Below are 15,725 nucleotides of genomic sequence, written 5' to 3' on the forward strand. Positions count from 1 at the left end.
ACCCTATAAATTCTGAATAAAGATTCGGATCACATCTCCTCCACCAATCAAAGTTCCAAGTGAACTTCCCAGGTTGGCCAAAATAACAACAAGTAAAATTCTTGTAACTTTATTCTGCCAAAATCCCTTTACGCTCTGCACATCATCGGATAACTGTTCAAAATCACTGACATACGGCTTTTTGATGTATGCCTGCACAAATCCCGCAAACCAGCCCGCTGCCAGCAATGGGTTTAACGAAGTAAACGGGGCAGCTAAAAAAGCAGTAAGGATTGCGAGTGGATGCGCCCAGGCAGCTGCCGCTCCAATTGCAGATAAAGAGCCGTTCCATGCCAACCAGGTAATCACCTGCTGCCAGCCGGCTGATGGGTTGGCCAAGAATGTGTAAGCAATAATGGACAATATAATAATGGGGATGGACCAAGCAATGACTTTCGGCCATTTCGATTTCGGTGGCACTTTGGTCAGTCGTTTTAAATCATTTTCCTTTCTGATTTCCTCTTTGATACCGGGCACATGTGCCGCGCCAAGTACCGCAACCACCTTATCGCCCGGTGCCTCTTTAATTTTCTGGGCTAAATACTGGTCCCGCTCATCAATCAGCGGTTTTTTTAACTTGGGAAAATGCTCCGTAAACTCATTGAGCACAGAATTAATCGTGTCCTGTTTCTTCATTTTTTCCAATTCTTCCTCGGATATCGTTTCCTTGCTGAAAATACTGGCTACGACCTGCGTCAGCAAGATGCCTTTTCCTTTTAAATCAAGGTTGGCCCATATCCGGGAAAATGTGATTTGGATATTTCTGTCTGCCAGTACCAGTTCAGCACCATGCTCTTCCGCAGATTCAATCCCCTGAATCATTTCCTGACCGGGACTGATCCCAAACTGCTTGGCCATCCGCTTCTGAAAGGAAGAAATGGCGAGGTTCATTAATAATAGTGTTGCTTTCTTTTCCTTGATCACTTTAAAAATGTCCATGTTCTTCCAGCGATTATCATCTTTAATCGACTGGTACCGCTGTTCATCCAATTCCACACAAACTGCATCCGGTTTTTCCGAATCAATGACCTGCTTTACTTCTTCGGCACTGTGCTTGGAAACATGCGCCGTTCCGATTAATATTATTTTTTTTCCGTCAATATATAATCGTGAAACATTTTCTTCCGTCATAAATTCCATACTGTCATCTTCCCTGTCCTTGTTAAGTTAAAATTCTCCCTAACTCCTATCATAAACTAGTATCGCCCTATTGAATAGGTATTTTTCTTTTTCTCGGAAATTTGTATTTCAATAACAGGAATAACGATTAAAAAAGTGGTTAAATTAAACATAAATGGTAAATCAGGAGTGCTCAGAATGACTAATTTATTTGAGAACATTGCAGATATAATAAAGACGACGGTGGATGGTGAAGACAAGCCTCCTCTTCATCTTGGAGAAGCATTTGCCTGCTGGCTGTATCTTTCCACTTTACATGAGGAAGTGCCGTCACTCGATATTGCATTAAATACCACTAAGGATAGAGATTTAATAGAGCTCATCCAGGAAGCAAAAAAGCTTGGGCAATCACAAATGGATAAGCTGGAAAAATTTATGATCGATGAGAGTATTCCCCTTGGCATGAGCTCTGAAGTAAAACCAAAAACGGACCCTGCTGCGATCCCGCCAGGTGTAAAATTGACGGATTATGAAATGGCAAATTATCTTTCTGCGAAGGTTGTTTCGAATACTACCTTATGCGCCACAAATATGAACCAATCCATCCGGACGGATATGGGATTACTATGGTTAAAGTTTTTTGGTGAAAAAGCGCAATTCGGCTTTAAATTAAAAACAACTATGCGTAAGCGCGGCTGGATAAAAAATCCTCCTTCTTATCTGCCAAATGGAGTTGGAGAAAATAATTAAGTTCTCTTAACTTTGTCTTTTCCATCATCGCATTTTATGTAGAATATTAGCTGAACGCTAAAGTGAATCAACAGGTGGAAAAGGCTTGGAACAAGTACTTTACGCTAGCCTTTTCCATTTATGAATCATTCGATTGGAACGAAGGGAAACTCCTTGTGACCATGCTTTCTTCCTCCTCCGCATCACTTCAACCTGACGTAACAGGTAAACCGCCATGGTGTTTACAATTCATATTTCCGCAGTTTATTGTAAAGGGTCATACGGGAGATACCGAGCTGCTTTGCTGCCAGGGTTTTATTGCCGTTTGTTTTTTCGAGCATTTCCCGAATCTGCTGTTTCTCCACTTTTTCTTTTTCTTCCGGAAGCAGGGGCAGGCGGTTTTCTGCCTCACGGGCCATGCTTTCTTCTTTCCAGCCGGCGTTTGGAAAAAATGTCAGCATATCCATTTTTGTAATGAAGGGTTTTTCCGACAAAATAATAATCCGCTCCATAAAGTTTCTGAGCTCCCTTACATTGCCGGGCCAATCATATTCAAGCAAAAGATTCATCGCTTCTTGTTCAATCTCCGGTGCAGGCACCTGATATCTTACGGCGAATTGCTTTAAAAACACTTTAGCCAACTCAGGTATATCTTCTATTCGGTTACGCAATGGCGGCATGGTCAATTGAATGACATTCAGCCGATAATATAAATCGGACCTGAACTGTTTTTCTTCCATTAACTGCTTTAAATTCTGATTGGTGGCAGCGAGGAAGCGGACATTGATCTCCCTTCCTTTTGAATCCCCAATCCGATATAACGTTTCTTCCTGCAGGACCCGCAGCAGTTTTACCTGCATCTCCAGCGGAAGCTCGCCAACCTCATCCAAGAACAGCGTTCCGCCATCGGCCAATTCCAGCTTCCCGGCCTTGCCATTCTTTTCTGCGCCGGTAAATGTACCTCCCTCATAACCAAATAATTCACTTTCAAATAAAGCCTGCGGAATAGCACCACAGTTGACAGGAATAAACGGCCCATCTCTGCGGTCGCTTGCTTCATGAATGGCCCGCGCACAAATTTCCTTTCCTGTACCGCTTTCTCCGAGAATTAATGTGGTAGCATCTGTCTTTGCAGCTTTTCTTGCCATCTGAATTGTTTGCTTAAGCGTTCCACTTTTCCCTCTGAGATTAACAAAAGGATTTTCATCATTATTAACGTGCACTTTTTGCCGGAGTTCATTCAATTCTGCTGAAGTGCTCTCCAAATTGGCGTTCAACTTTACAATTTGTGTAATATCCCGTTCAATCGAAACAGCACCAATCAGATCATTTTCCTTATTGTAAACCGGTAAAGCATTAATGACGACATGTTTGTCCTCCCGCGGCCGATGGTATTCATTCCATACCTCTTCCCTTGATTCCAATACCTGCAGCACAACGAGATCTTCCGTATGGAAGTAATTTTCTATTGATTTATGGAGAATGTCTTCCTGTTTAATATTATAGGTTCTGACCGCTGCCCCGTTCCAGTAAAGCACCTTTCTTTCTTTATTGACAATGGTAATCGCGTCATCCTCCATCTGCAGTATAGCATTCAGATAGTATAATTCGTTCATCACCATTTCACCTCCTCAATTGTAAAAGTTAGTGTAAACCAATTATACACTTTTGTATAATTACTGTACACTTTTAGCAAATAAATTTCTTACGCCTCCCTTGTCCAAAATTTACTTTGAAAACGATTTCCCGGGCTTCCTCAAGTACTCTTCAAAACTTGGCATGGTTTTTGCATGTTTGATAGAATGATAGAAGGTTATCTGTAAAGGTAACGAATATTATTTATTTCTAAGGAGGTTTTCTTGTGGTTTTACCATTTAAGCACGAACCATTCACGGATTTTAACGACGAAACGAACCAGAAGGAATTCGAAGCCGCATTAAACAAAGTGAAAGGGGAACTCGGGCAAGAATATCCAATCGTCATAAACGGAGAAAAAATTTATACTGATAATAAACTTACTTCCTATAACCCTGGAAACAAAGAAGAGGTAATAGGAAAAGTATCCATGGCTACAAAGGATCACATTGAACAAGCAATGGAAAGTGCGAAGGAAGCATTTAAAACCTGGAGCACATGGAGCGCCAAAGAACGTGCGGATGTACTATTCCGTGCAGCTGCAAAAGTTCGCCGCCGCAAGCATGAATTTTCTGCATGGCTTGTATACGATGCAGGTAAACCATGGAACCAGGCAGATGGAGATACAGCAGAAGGAATTGACTTCCTGGAGTATTACGCGCGCCAGATGGTCGAACTTGGCGAAGGAAAAGAGCTCAATCACCGCGTGAATGAGCATAACGCATATACGTATCAGGCGATGGGGTCAGGCGTAGTCATTCCGCCATGGAACTTTGCTTTTGCAATCGTAGCTGGTACAACGGTTGCTCCAATCGTTGCAGGTAATACAGTTCTCATGAAGCCGTCGGAAAATACACCGGTTATTGCCTATAAACTTGTGGAAGTGCTTGAAGAAGCAGGTCTCCCTAAAGGCGTATTGAACTTTGTACCAGGGGATCCTGCCGAAATCGGGGACTACCTTGTTGACCATAAGGACACACAATTTATTAACTTTACCGGCTCCCGTGCTACAGGAACACGTATTTTTGAGCGCGCTGCCAAAGTACAGGAAGGACAACAACACCTCAAAACTGTTGTAGCTGAAATGGGCGGAAAAGACACCATCATCGTGGACAAAGAAGCAGATCTTGATCTTGCAGCACAATCTATTGTAGATTCCGCATTCGGCTTTTCCGGACAGAAATGTTCAGCCTGTTCCAGAGCCATTGTGCATAAAGATGTTTATGACGAAGTACTGGAAAAATCCATTGAACTTACAAAAGAGCTTACTGTCGGCACCCCATCTGAAGAAAATGTATACATGGGTGCAGTTGTAAACCAGAAGCAATTCGACAAAATTAAAGAATATATTGAACTTGGCAAACAGGAAGGCGAACTGGCTTACGGAGGAGAAACAGATGATTCCAAAGGCTATTTCGTTCACCCTACCATCTTCAAAGATATGGATCCAAAAGGCAGACTCATGCAGGAAGAAATTTTTGGACCTGTAGTTGGATTTGCAAAAGCGAATGATTTTGATGAATTACTGGAAATTGCAAACAATACAGAGTACGGGCTGACAGGTGCTGTTATTTCCGATAATCGCGAAAACTTAAACCGTGCACGTACGGAATTCCAAGTTGGTAACCTCTACTTTAACCGCGGTTGTACAGCCGCCATCGTTGGTTATCAGCCATTTGGCGGATTCAAAATGTCCGGCACCGATTCCAAAGCAGGCGGCCCGGATTATCTGCATCATTTCCTGAATGCAAAAACCGTAACCGAAGCATTTTAATTTGAGGCGGGGGGCAGCTTTTTTTACTGTCCCCCGCCAGATATCAAAAAGGAGTTGCAGCCAATGGCTAATCTAACCAGAGATTTTTTCATCGCATTATCTAATAATCAATTTTTAAATGCAAACGCGAAAAAATGGGGCTTCCGCCTCGGTGCAGATAAATTTGTAGCAGGAACGGATATCAATAGTGTCGTCCACGTAGTTAAAGAACTGAACCAGGCCGGGATCAGCTGTACGCTGGATAATCTGGGGGAATTCGTTTTTGACAAAGGAGAGGCAACTCAGGCAAAAGAGGATATTTTGGAAATGATTGAAAAGATCCATGAGGAAAAACTCGATTGCCATGTTTCCGTAAAAATGACACAGCTTGGCATGGACATTGAGCAGGACTTTTGTATCAGTAACATGTCTGAAATCCTGAGCGCTGCTGCGAAATACGACATATTCGTAAATATCGATATGGAAAAATACGAGCACTACCAGAAGACACTTGATATATTGGCCATTTTAAGGAAAGATTTCAGTAATGTGGGAACAGTGCTGCAATCGTATTTACATCGGACCATGGATGACCTTGAAGACTTAAAAGACGTACGCCTCCGCCTTGTAAAAGGAGCATATAAGGAAAGCGATGAAGTTGCTTTCCAATCCACGGAGGAAATTGATGCCAATTTTATAAAAGCTTGCGAATCCCGGTTACTGGGAGATACATTCACGTCCATTGCCACCCATGACCACAACATTATTAATAAATTAAAGAAGTTTGTGGATGAACATAACGTACCAAAGGATAACTTTGAATTTCAAATGCTTTATGGTTTCCGGTTGGAAATGCAGCACGGACTGGCAAATGAAGGCTACAATTTCTGTACGTATATCCCATTTGGCAATGATTGGTTCGGTTATTTCATGCGCCGCTTGGCAGAAAGACCACAGAACCTGAAATTAGTCATGAAAGATACTTTTTATACAGAAGACAATAAATTGAAAAAGACACCTATTGTCGCAGGGGCAGCTGCTGTCGGGTTGTTCACACTGTGGAGGAGAAACAAGAAAAAAGAAAAAGCTTGATGTATGTGTGCAGTTATATTTGTGAATTCTGCATTAATTACTTCAACAGCAGGAAACTTCATCATGAACTTTTCCTGCCTCCATCCTCCTTATTACAAAGCACAGTTTCCGCTTCCAATCTCTTATGCCAAATTGCATATGTTCATCAATGGAAGCCTTTTAATAAAACAACGTGTTATAGAACACGATAATATAAATAAATAAATTAGGGGGAAGAAGCATGGATTCAACGTTTCAACTTATAGCGATTATTGTTTATTTACTTGGTATGATCGGGATTGGATTTTATGGATACAAAAGAACAAGTAATCTCGATGATTATATGCTTGGCGGACGAAAGCTGAATTCCTTGACGTCCGCATTGAGTGCAGGGGCTTCAGATATGTCCCAATGGCTCTTAATGGGGCTCCCTGGTGCTATTTATGTATCCGGTTTAGTAGAAGCATGGATTGCCATCGGCTTGCTCATAGGAGCGTGGCTGAACTGGATTTTCGTAGCACCAAGGCTTAGAGCTTATACGGAAGTTTCCAACAATTCCATTACGATTCCAAGCTTTCTGGATAGTCGTTTCAAAAATAATTCTAAAATTCTCAGAGTTGTTTCCGGTATCATTATTTTGGTTTATTTTACTTTTTATGTTTCATCCGGCATGGTAGCTGGTGGCGTTTTCTTCCAGCAATCATTTGACTACAGTTACCACACCGGCTTGATCATCGTGGCATTGGTAACGATTACTTACACCTTTATCGGCGGATTCCTTGCCGTTAGCTTTACAGACGTCGTACAGGGTACAATGATGTTTCTTGCATTACTTCTGGTTCCTATTATTGGTGTTTTTGCCACCGGTGGATTCGGCGAAACAACGAGCTCGATCCAGTCTGTGGATCCTTCTTTACTGAGTCTGTTTGCAACCGCTACAGCAACCGGGGTCATTTCTTCTCTCGCATGGGGGCTGGGTTACTTTGGCCAGCCGCATATCATTATCCGTTTCATGGCGATTTCGTCTGTAAGGGAAACGAAAAAAGCGAGGAGAATCGGGATCGGCTGGATGCTGATTTCCTTAATTGGTGCAGCAGCAACTGCACTGGTCGGGGTTGCATACTTTACCCAAAATCCTGACGTAACCTTAACAGACCCGGAAGCTGTCTTTATTGCGCTGGGGCAGATATTCTTCCATCCGTTTATAGCCGGACTGATGCTGGCAGCCGTACTTGCAGCCATTATGAGTACCGTTTCATCCCAGTTGCTTGTGACTTCATCTGCACTGGTGGAGGATATATATAAAGCAGTATTCCGCACGGATGCATCACAAAAACAACTTGTAAACCTGAGTCGTATCGCTGTTTTAGCCGTATCACTTATTGCGATGATTTTTGCATGGCAGCAAAACGATACAATTCTCGGTCTTGTATCCTTTGCCTGGGCAGGATTCGGAGCCGCTTTCGGCCCGGTTATTTTGTTAGCATTATATTGGAAGAAATTCACTGGTCAAGGTGCATTATGGGGTATGATTGTCGGTGCAGTTACCGTATTTGCATGGGGCACGTCAGACCTTTCCGGTTACCTGTATGAAATTGTTCCCGGGTTCCTGCTCTGTTTAATTGTAGCAATCGTCGTCAGCTTGATGACATACAAACCTAATGCAGAGGTTGATCGCGAGTTTGACGAAGCAGTTGAGATTGTAAATACTCAAAATAAATAAGATGTATTTTTACCTCATTTAGAGAATCCTGCCAGCCAATTAGTAAAATAGGATAATGGCATGCATAAACATGTTTCAATGGTACGTCATTTTGTCAGAATAGAGAAATGACGTACCATTTTGCTGTTCTATGGTGTCTCATTTAGGCAAAGAGGGGAAATGACATACCTTTGCGCTGCTCTATGGTACGTCATTTTGTCAGAATAGAGAAATGACGTACCTTTGCGCTTTTCTATGGTGTCTCATTTAGGCAAAGGGGGAAAATGACATACCTTTGCGCTGTTCTATGGTATCTCATTTATCCAAAGGAGGGAATTGACATACCTTTGAGCTAGTCTATGGTACGTCATTTAGACAAAGAAGGGAAATGACATACCTTTGCGCTGTTCTATCGTGTCTCATTTATCCAAAGGGACGATTTGACATACCATAGAGATCACTTGTGAACAGTGGATCAATAAAAACAAAACAAATACAACCACATTGCTCAGTTATTTAATCAATCTATGAGACACATGAAAATAAAAATTCCGTATCATCACACGATGATACGGAAATTTATTCTTTTCCAAAGGGTAATTCTTCTTTATCAGTCAGCACCATCATGAACGGATAGATGGAAAAAACAATGATCGCCGCAATTGCAAAGATGCCAAAACCGACGGCAAAAGATATATTTAATACAAGCGGCAGCAAAATCAAAAGTGGCAAGAGCATATGCAGGATGCCCATTTTCCTTCTTGATTGATTGGTCAGATATTGCTTTTCCTGACAATACGGACATACTATCGCAGTCCCCAACGTAAATATCCGCTTTATTGCATCGCTCCATTTCCATTTTGTCCGGCAATTTTTACATTCAGGCATTCATACTCTCCTCTCCTGCATTTGGTTTATTTACCCAATAAAGCCTATGAATCCTCTTCCTCCACCCGGCTCAGGAAATCCTCTGCCGCGCTATAGCCCTGCTGCTGCAGATACCAGTTGTTTGCCGCTGCTTCAATCAATCCTGCTACATCCCGACCAGGCTGCAGCTGAATTTTAATATGTGGAATCGGTACACCCAGATAATCTTTCGTCTCCTCTTCCACCTCGAGTTCATTATTCAATGAATCCTTTTCCCACTTTGTCATTTCAATATCCAGGGTGATCCTCGTCTCTTCCTGGAATGCCTTCCTCCCATAGACACGCACGACGTTCAGAAGGCCGATGCTCCTTAATGCCAGAAACTCTTTATTTTTCTCATTATGCGTGCCGAGAATCGTTCTGTGACTAAGTTTTTTCAACACGACAATATCATCGGCAACAAGGCGGTGCCCTCTTCCGATTAATGTATGGGCAATTTCACTCTTTCCCACACCGGATTCCCCGCGGAGCAGAATTCCGATCCCAAATACATTTATACAAACACCATGAACCGCAATTTCCGGGGCCATGACCCGGGTTAAATAAGCATCCGCTTTTGCTATAAAATCACTTGTATCTTCAGTCGTCCGCAACAGCGGAATACCTTCCTCGGCACAGTAATGCTTTAAATAGGTTAAACCGCGCTGTGCTGCCGTTACAATAAAACAAGGAGGATGGTAATTTACAATATTTCCGATCCGCTTCCTTCTTTCCCCCTCATCCAGCTGCTTCAAATAGTTAATCTCCTTTTTCCCAAGAATTTGTACCCTTTCCATTGGGAAAAAATCAAAATATCCGATAAACTCCAAACCGGGCCGATGGGTATGCTGCTTTGTAATTTCCTGATCCAGCCTTTCCTCTCCAGCCAACACTTCCAGCTTAAATTCCTTCACCAATTGATCTACCGTAATCGTTTTCAGCATCTCGTACACTCCTGTGGGGACTACCTTCTAATTCTATATTGCAGAGACAAAAGGACAGATAACCTGTCCCGGTCCCACCAAGGATATTCCCTCTTTTTATACTGTATACATCAATTATACGATAAAGCGGGAAATAGTGAAAGACTGAACTTGTTTAAGTTGCATTCTATTCCTATCCATTTACAGACGGCTTCATTTCCATTATGCTGTTTCTAAAAGCAATGGAGTGAGATTATGATGACAAAAGAAATAGAGGAAATCACCGAAAGTCTGTTGCAATCCCACAAAACGAAAACGCCAATTGACTTTATCCGCAACGCCTATTCCCTGGATGAAAATACTTCCTATGATGTGCAGGAAGCATTTATCCAAAAGAAATGTGAGACGTATGGAGAGGAGATAAGGGGCTACAAAATCAGCATGACAAGCCCGGAAACACAGGCACTTGCTGATACCGATGAACCGGCATACGGAACGTTGACTACTTCAAGTATATTGGAAAACAAGAAAAATATTTTAATAGAAAGCATGAACGCTCCTCTCGTGGAACCGGAATTAATGTTTATCCTTACAGATGATCTGTCCATTGAAGCGACAGATGAAGAAATTTTGTCCAAAAGCAAAATTGCACCCGGTCTGGAAGTGCCCGATTCCCGGTATAAAGATTGGTTTCCAAACTTTGAGCTGATGGATCTCATTTGTGATAACGGGGTAACCGGAAAGGTTGTTGAGGGGGAACCTGTTGACCCCCCTGCCCTGGATGCCCTGCCAAAGGTGAAAATGGAACTTTTTCATCAGGGTGAAAAGACAGGGGAAGGTGTCGGCTCCGCAGTTCTTGAGAATCCGGTTTCCTCTGTCTCATGGCTGGTAAAAAAGCTTGCCCGGCGGAACAAGACGCTGAAAAAGGGAATGATTATCTCTTCGGGGACGTTTATTTCTCCTATTCGTGCAGAAAAAGGAACGTATAAGGCTTCGTTCAGCGGTATAGGGCAAGCAGAAGTGACTTTTCAGTAATTAGAACAGCAGCGGAACCCCCATTTAGAACTTGACACCGATCGTGGTCACTTCCTATGGATTGAGAAAGGGAATTCTTCACCTTGTTAAAAGGATATTCGAATAAAGGATCAAGCTGGCATAGAGGGGATCAGCGTAATATAGCCTCACCATTTGGATTGCTCAGCACGCACATGAATATATCAGCATTCCAATGATATATAATACATGGGGTAAGCCATATACACTTGGCGTAAACGGGACAAGGGACCTGTCCCTATGTCCCTCCTAAGCCCCATCCAATATTTCCCTCGTCCTGTCCAAAATTTCTTCATCCTTCAGCCGGAATTTAAACTCTACCCGCCGGGAGTCTTCCGCACTGTAGTTACCATCTTCATCCGTCCGCGCATCCGTATAGGACTTACTGTTGACCGTAAGTTTTTCCTCCAAATGTTCCTGAATATGCTGATAGGGAAAGTCCTCTCCCAAAATATAGGATGCCACACTGTACGCCCTGTCCTGGGAAAGCTGCAGGTTATACAGGTAACTGCCATCCCGGTCCGTATGCCCTTCTATAATAATCTCGGCAATATATTCTTCATACCCTTCCTGCAGCAAAATATCCAAATACATCGGCACGAACTCATCAAGAAACTGAAATGACCCGGGATTTAATTCATCATCGTCATAGTCAAAAAGAATGTCTGTATTAAAAATAATTGCGCCGGTTTGGCCATCCACCTCCACACCGAGGTCTGAATCACTGAATTCTTCCTCCAGATCGCTGACCAGCATGGCACGTACCCCCATGATCTGATCCAATGTTCGTTCCATTTCTTCAATCTGCAATGACTTAATAACCATCAGACTGATAAAAATCAGTATAAAACACAATAAAATGGTTGTCAGCAAGTCCGTAAATGAAGGCCAAAAATGCCCTCCTCCTCCCTGTTGACGAAACAAACGCTGGTACTTAGTATTCATTTTGATTCATCCCTATGCGATTATTCCGCGGGGCCGGCTGTTGAATAATTCCGTTCCGCTGCTGATTCAGCATCTGAATTTCCCTGTTCAGCTCCTGCAACGTCTGTTGAATAAACCTGGCGTTACTTTGCTGGTTTGTTTCCGTGACCCGGTTTAACTCCATAAATTCACTCCGCAAACCTTCATTCATTTGCTGCATATAATCCGTCATCGTACGGCCAAGCTGATCCAATTTATGGCCAACATTCCCCTCCAGATTTGACACATAGTTGGAAAGTGTATCCCTTAAAACGCCTACACTTGCTTCCAATTGATTTTCCCGCTGGTTAAAACTGTTTCCCATTTGCGCGATAGTTGCATTGATCTCCTGGATCAACTCGCTATTTTTCATTCCGATTTGTTCATAACTGCGGGTCGCTTCCTGCATATTCCTCTCAAAACTTCTGGAATCCTGTGCATGGCTTTGCAGATGATCGTTAAAAGTCCGGTTAAATTCCTTCAGCTCCTGAAAGCGATCCGACAACAAATGCTTATATTCTGCCTGTGTCTGATTAATGACATCCAGCGCATCAGGAAGCTTTGAAAGCGATGAACCCATCTCATCAAAATCAGCAGAAAGCTCACGCAAATAGGTATTCATCCCTGTCAGCTTCCCTGTCACATCATCCCCGAAAATCTTTTTGAACTCCTTATTATGTTCCCCCATCTGATCTGCCAGTGCGGTAGTTTTCTGCTCTATTTTTTCAAAAGCTTGCTGCATGGATTGCTGTTCCTCCAGCAAAGAAGATGTGAAGTTTTTTACATCATCCACCGACTCCTCAAAATGTCCAAGTGTCTTTAACTGTGCGGCAGACGTTTCATTTACTTTCTCGTATGTCTGTTCAAACGCTTTAGTCATCCGTTCGTTTCGGCTGTCCATCTTTTTAAAATAGGAAAACAGACTGTCAAAATTCTTATTCAGCTTGGATGTGCCCTCTTCAAACCCATCCGTAACTGCTCTCATCTGCTGAAACAGTTCTTGAAACTCCTGCAGGTTTTCATGCAGACCTTCATTAAATAGTGCCAGATCTTTTGCCGATTGCTGCAGACCTGTTGTATATTCCTGGAACCCATGGAATGCTTTTTCAATGCTTTGTAATGACTCCTGGTTCGTTTCCTGCAGCCCGAGAATGGACTGATTAATCGTCTCGGTAACTTCAATCAGCCGGTTCACCCCGTTTTTCTCTTCTCTTTCCAACGCTGATTCCGTCATCAACATAATATCCGTCAGCATAAATTCCGTATTTAACAGCCTGATCAGGATGGTCATAAACAGGGAAAAGCCCATCCCAGCAATACTTGTATAAAACGCTACATCAATACCGGCCAGCACAGCTGCTACATCTTCCACAAGCTGATCGCCGCCCGTCATATTGATGCTGCCGAGTGACATCGTCAGCCCAATAAACGTACCCAATACCCCAAGCAAAATAAACACAGATACCGTCATCTGGACCATTTTCATCAGACTGATTGCCGGAACTTGAAAAACACGCCAGCCAGAAAATTTCTCCTGGACAAACGTTTCCACCTTCATACCATTTGCTTCTTGCTCCCGTTCGAATTCATCCTTCATAGCAGAAAGCGGTGCTATATCCATCCGGTTTGTATCCTTTAAATAATTTCTAATGCTGCGTAACCGTGTAAACAGAAAAATATGCACAAAAACAGCAAGTATAAAAGCAATAAATAATACCATAAATATAAACTCAATAAGTGGATTTGCCAATACCGCCTGTACCTTTTCCTCACCCGCAAACATCCCAAGTATAAACTCCACCATGCAATTTCCTCCTACAAAAGGCTTCTCTTACATATCTATTCACCAGGAAGATAAATCATGTGTACAAGTTCCAACACCGACGGTCCTCCTGTTGAATCTGTCGGGACTCAAGGAGGGAAAGCGGGTAAACTAATCTGCCACAGCGTTTTTTTCCCAGCATTATGGTATTGCATTGGATATCTTTTTTCTCCTCTTTATGAAAGCCATTCAGCACAGGACCCTCAAAGTCTTCTATCGCCCCCTGCAGATTCACATCCATTTCCCGTCAAACGCAAAAGACTCACCCTCAAAGGGGTGAGTCTTTCCATTCATCATATTCTATTAATCAAGTGTTACGTCACGCAGCTGATACAAACCTGAACCATCAGCCCAGAAGCCGTTTACCCCTTCTGCATATCCCATGATCTGGGATGGATGATACAGAAACGCCATTGGTGATTCTTCATTCAGCCAGTTGGCAGCTTCTATATACATTTGCAGGCGAGTATCTTCATCCTGTTCCACCCGTGCTTCATAGAGCATTTCGTCAAACTCATCGCTCTGCATAAAAGAACGGTTTCCTGTGGAACCTACGTTTTCAGAGTGGAACAGCATATGCATTGGATAGTCTGCATCCATTGTTCCAAGTGACAACCCGAGAATGAACATTTCATGATCCCCATTGCCAGTTGCTTCAAGATAAGCTCCCCACTCTACCACTTCTATTTCTACGTCAACACCAATTTCAGTAAGACCTTCCTGAGTATAGGTCGCAATATCAATACGTTCCTGACTGTCATTGGTCCAGATGGTTGTTTCGAAACCATCTTCATAACCTGCTTCAGCAAGCAACTCTTTTGCTGCCTCAATGTCATACTCCAGCGCATCAATTTCATCACTGTAACCAAATTGTGTGCTGTTGACCGGTCCTACAGCAACTTCCCCGGTTCCTTCCAGTATTCCATCCACCATTTCCTGTTTATTCAGAGCCATAGCTACCGCACGGCGTACTTTCGGATCATCAAAAGGCTCTTTTTCCACGTTAAAGCCCATATAGGTGATCGTTGCTCCTTCTGTGAGGTAAGGGTGCACACCTTCCGTATTCTCCAATTGCTCTACATGTGTTGCCATGACTGGATCAATAATATGTGCTCCGCCAGTCTCCAAATCAGCAATACGGGTCAAATCCTCAGCTACTACTCTAAAAGTAACTGAATCTACCTTTGCCGGTTCGCCCCAGTAGTCATCATTTCGGTCAAGTACAATTTCCACACCTGGTTCCCAGTTATTATAAGTGAATATTCCCGTTCCTACCGGGTTTTCATTTACATATGTCCCAAAATCTCCTCCGGCTTCCACTTCATCATAATCTGCCTGAATAACTTCCGGGCTGATCATACTGGAAGCATAATGGGCAAAATGAGAAGGCAGTGGAGCAAACGGGTATTCCGTGATCATTTGTACTGTATATTCATCTACCACTACTACTTCATCAATAACATTAAACAAAATCGCTCTTGGCGATGCCAATTCTTCATCCAGAAGCCTGTCCAAGTTCGTTTTAACAGCTTCTGCGTTAAACTCAGCACCATCTGTAAACGTTACGTCTTCCCGTAATTTAAACTCCCAAACGGTATCATCAATGGCCTCCCAGCTTTCAGCAAGCAATGGCTGCAGCTCCAGGTCCTCATCAAACTTTGTTAACGTTTCATAAATATTGATCTGCACATTACCAGACGGAACATCACTTGAAATGTGAGGATCCAGGATCGTTGCATCTGACAGTGCCGCAATCACTAAATCTCCACCTTCAGTGCCTTCCGCAGCCTCAGCATCTCCATTTTCCTCTGTCTCTGTTTCTTCCGCTTCTGTTCCGGCCTCATCAGGCTCTTCTGCACAGGCTGCCAGAATAAAAACAAGGAAGCTGATGGCCAACAGTTGTAATAAACCTTTTTTTGTCAAAATTCTTCCCCCTAGTAAAATTTGTTTATTTTATAATAACAAAAAAAGTCTGTCATTATAAAATTAATATAAATTATATCCTATAAT

The 15,725-nt window shown here is 42.7% G+C and carries 12 protein-coding genes; 5 read left to right on the forward strand and 7 right to left on the reverse strand.

Going from position 1 to position 15,725, the window contains the following annotated elements; translation table 11 throughout:
- Positions 1 to 3: 3 nt before the first annotated feature.
- Positions 4 to 1,170, reverse strand: a complete 1,167-nt coding sequence (locus tag ACZ42C_RS13240) for a TraB/GumN family protein (RefSeq protein WP_461182076.1) — start codon at positions 1,168 to 1,170, stop codon at positions 4 to 6.
- 186 nt (positions 1,171 to 1,356) lie between these two features.
- On the opposite strand from ACZ42C_RS13240, the gene ACZ42C_RS13245 reads away from it, so the two are divergent.
- Positions 1,357 to 1,908: a DUF3231 family protein gene (locus tag ACZ42C_RS13245; protein WP_461182029.1), complete on the forward strand. Its 552-nt coding sequence runs from the start codon at positions 1,357 to 1,359 to the stop codon at positions 1,906 to 1,908.
- A gap of 221 nt (positions 1,909 to 2,129) precedes the next feature.
- Here the strand turns inward: ACZ42C_RS13245 and ACZ42C_RS13250 are convergent, their stop codons facing one another.
- Entirely contained in the window at positions 2,130 to 3,503 is a 1,374-nt protein-coding gene (locus ACZ42C_RS13250; RefSeq protein WP_461182075.1) for a sigma-54 interaction domain-containing protein, read from the reverse strand.
- 245 nt (positions 3,504 to 3,748) lie between these two features.
- On the opposite strand from ACZ42C_RS13250, the gene pruA reads away from it, so the two are divergent.
- The 3 genes from pruA (at position 3,749) to putP (ending at position 8,069) form a co-directional block, all read left to right on the forward strand.
- Positions 3,749 to 5,296, forward strand: a complete 1,548-nt coding sequence (gene pruA, locus ACZ42C_RS13255; RefSeq protein WP_461182028.1) for an L-glutamate gamma-semialdehyde dehydrogenase — start codon at positions 3,749 to 3,751, stop codon at positions 5,294 to 5,296.
- A 63-nt stretch (positions 5,297 to 5,359) separates the two neighbouring features.
- Positions 5,360 to 6,367: a proline dehydrogenase family protein gene (locus tag ACZ42C_RS13260; RefSeq protein ID WP_461182027.1), complete on the forward strand. Its 1,008-nt coding sequence runs from the start codon at positions 5,360 to 5,362 to the stop codon at positions 6,365 to 6,367.
- A gap of 220 nt (positions 6,368 to 6,587) precedes the next feature.
- On the forward strand, positions 6,588 to 8,069 hold the full coding sequence (gene putP / locus ACZ42C_RS13265) for a sodium/proline symporter PutP (protein ID WP_461182026.1): 1,482 nt from the start codon (positions 6,588 to 6,590) through the stop codon (positions 8,067 to 8,069).
- 558 nt (positions 8,070 to 8,627) lie between these two features.
- Here the strand turns inward: putP and ACZ42C_RS13270 are convergent.
- The gene (locus ACZ42C_RS13270) at positions 8,628 to 8,936 is read right to left on the reverse strand and encodes a TIGR04104 family putative zinc finger protein (protein ID WP_461182025.1); all 309 of its coding nucleotides are present in this window, start codon (positions 8,934 to 8,936) and stop codon (positions 8,628 to 8,630) included.
- Between the two features lie 44 nt (positions 8,937 to 8,980).
- Entirely contained in the window at positions 8,981 to 9,895 is a 915-nt protein-coding gene (hprK, locus tag ACZ42C_RS13275) for an HPr(Ser) kinase/phosphatase (RefSeq protein ID WP_461182074.1), read from the reverse strand.
- 237 nt (positions 9,896 to 10,132) lie between these two features.
- On the opposite strand from hprK, the gene ACZ42C_RS13280 reads away from it, so the two are divergent.
- Positions 10,133 to 10,912: a 2-keto-4-pentenoate hydratase gene (locus ACZ42C_RS13280; protein ID WP_461182024.1), complete on the forward strand. Its 780-nt coding sequence runs from the start codon at positions 10,133 to 10,135 to the stop codon at positions 10,910 to 10,912.
- Positions 10,913 to 11,179: 267 nt separating this feature from the next.
- Here the strand turns inward: ACZ42C_RS13280 and ACZ42C_RS13285 are convergent, their stop codons facing one another.
- The 3 genes from ACZ42C_RS13285 to ACZ42C_RS13295 all read right to left on the reverse strand — a co-directional run bounded on the left by ACZ42C_RS13285 (position 11,180) and on the right by ACZ42C_RS13295 (position 15,638).
- The gene (locus ACZ42C_RS13285) at positions 11,180 to 11,875 is read right to left on the reverse strand and encodes an OmpA family protein (RefSeq protein ID WP_461182023.1); all 696 of its coding nucleotides are present in this window, start codon (positions 11,873 to 11,875) and stop codon (positions 11,180 to 11,182) included.
- Positions 11,865 to 13,697, reverse strand: a complete 1,833-nt coding sequence (locus tag ACZ42C_RS13290; protein ID WP_461182022.1) for a MotA/TolQ/ExbB proton channel family protein — start codon at positions 13,695 to 13,697, stop codon at positions 11,865 to 11,867. The genes ACZ42C_RS13285 and ACZ42C_RS13290 overlap by 11 nt, the downstream gene beginning before the upstream one ends.
- Before the next feature lie 321 nt (positions 13,698 to 14,018).
- Positions 14,019 to 15,638 carry a glutathione ABC transporter substrate-binding protein gene (locus ACZ42C_RS13295; RefSeq protein WP_461182021.1) on the reverse strand — a complete coding sequence of 540 codons (1,620 nt, stop codon included), beginning with the start codon at positions 15,636 to 15,638 and terminating at the stop codon, positions 14,019 to 14,021.
- Positions 15,639 to 15,725 lie beyond the last annotated feature (87 nt).

This window comes from Virgibacillus kimchii, assembly GCF_055379185.1.